This is a genomic window from Xenorhabdus sp. SGI246 (assembly GCF_040838225.1).
Taxonomy (GTDB): domain Bacteria; phylum Pseudomonadota; class Gammaproteobacteria; order Enterobacterales; family Enterobacteriaceae; genus Xenorhabdus; species Xenorhabdus indica.
In genome coordinates this window covers 1-1,905 of the sequence record NZ_JBFPEZ010000167.1, presented here as the reverse complement: position 1 = coordinate 1,905, position 1,905 = coordinate 1, and the positions used below count along the sequence as shown (strand labels likewise).

1 protein-coding gene is annotated in these 1,905 nt (G+C 38.1%); it reads left to right on the top strand.

The annotated features are described in order from the left end of the window. The first annotated feature begins 203 nt into the window (after positions 1 to 203). A complete protein-coding gene (gene stlA, locus ABLA85_RS19000) occupies positions 204 to 1,802 on the top strand; it encodes a phenylalanine ammonia-lyase StlA (RefSeq protein ID WP_367965858.1) in 1,599 nt (532 codons plus the stop codon). Positions 1,803 to 1,905: the final 103 nt, after the last annotated feature.

Here is a 1,905-nt window from a genome sequence, read left to right as displayed (position 1 = left end):
GCTTAAGCGAGCGGTATTACCATAAGGGGTATCTTTCTTGGAGCGTGAACTGTCAAATTTTTCGGGCATAATTTATTTAAAATCGGCATCTTCAAATCAAGTTGATTTATCAGATTGAGTGGTTACTAATTCCCTTATTCCATGATTGCACTTTTTATACGAAACCACGTATTATTAAGTTCTTATTTTATATGGAGATGAAAATGAACGTTAAAAATATTCAGCCAACTATCATTATTAATGAAAATGGCTCTATTTCTCTGGAAGAAATCTATCAAATTGCGACAAAACAAAAAAAAGTAGAAATATCAAAAATTGTCATGGATATTTTGAACTGTGGTCGTAAAAAATTAGAAGATAAATTAAATTCAGGAGAAGTAATATATGGAATTAATACAGGGTTTGGAGGCAATGCCAATTTAGTTGTGCCGTTTGAGAAGATATCAGAACATCAGAAAAATTTGTTAACTTTTCTTTCTACTGGTACTGGGGACTATATGTCCAAAACTTGTATTAGAGCCTCACAATTTACTGTGTTACTTTCTGTTTGCAAAGGCTGGTCTGCAATCAGGCCGATTGTCGCTCAAACAATAGCCGATCATCTTAATCATGACATTGTGCCCCTGGTTCCCCGGTATGGCTCAGTAGGAGCAAGCGGCGATTTAATTCCTTTATCTTATATTGCACGTGCATTATGTGGTATTGGCCAGGTTAATTATATGGGAGAAGAAATTAGCGCAACTGAAGCAATTAAACGTGCAGGATTGATCCCATTATCCTTACAAGCAAAAGAAGGTCTCGCTCTTATTAATGGTACTCGGATAATGTCAGGTATCAGTTCAGTTACAATTATCAAACTGGAAAAATTATTAAAAGCGACAATATCTGCTATTGCATTGGCTGTTGAAGCATTACTCGCTTCTCATGAACATTATGATGCCAGAATTCAGCAGGTAAAAAACCATCCGGGTCAAAAAGCAGTAGCCAGTACATTGCGTAATTTATTAAAAGGTTCAACACAGATCAATTTATTAGCGGGAGTTAAAGAACAAGCGAATAAAGCTTGTCGTCACAAAGGAATTACTCGGTTAAATGATACATTACAAGAAGTCTATTCAATTCGTTGTGCACCGCAAATATTAGGCATAGTTCCGGAATCTTTAGCTACAGCTCGAAAGATATTGGAACGGGAGGTTATTTCTGTGAATGATAATCCTTTGATTGATCCAGAAAATGGTGATGTCTTACACGGTGGGAATTTTATGGGGCAATATATTGCGCGAACTATGGATGCATTAAAGTTGGATATCGCTTTAATGGCCAACCATCTTCACGCAATTGTGGCACTGGTGATGGATAGCCGTTTCTCTCGTGGATTACCAAATTCACTTAGTCCAACTCCCGGCATGTATCAAGGACTGAAAGGTATCCAACTTTCACAAACAGCCCTAGTTGCTGCAATCCGCCATGATTGTGCTGCATCTAGTATACATACTTTAGCAACAGAGCAGTACAATCAAGATATTGTTAGCTTGGGCTTGCATGCTGCGCAAGATGTTCTGGAAATGGAACAAAAATTACGCAATATTGTTTCAATGACAATATTAGTCGTTTGTCAGGCAATTTATCTCCGTGACAATATTAGTAAACTTGCACCTGAAACAGCTAAATTTTACCAGGCGGTACGCGAAATCAGCCCTCCTCTAGAGGCCGATCGTGCATTGGATAATGATATAATCCGAATTGCCGATGCAATTATTAATGATCAGCTTCCTTTACCAGAAATCGTTCTTGAAGAATAAACTTACTGAAACTCTTCAATAATCTTCCGGCTAATCATAACCACCCGCATAGCGGGTGGTTTGCTCTAGCCCTATAAGGGCATGTTACCGACTGCGCCTAAAT

Coding starts and splice junctions, on each gene's coding strand:
- stlA (WP_367965858.1), top strand. CDS start 204: ATGAACGTTAAAAATATTCAGCCAACTATCATTATTAATGAAAATGGC.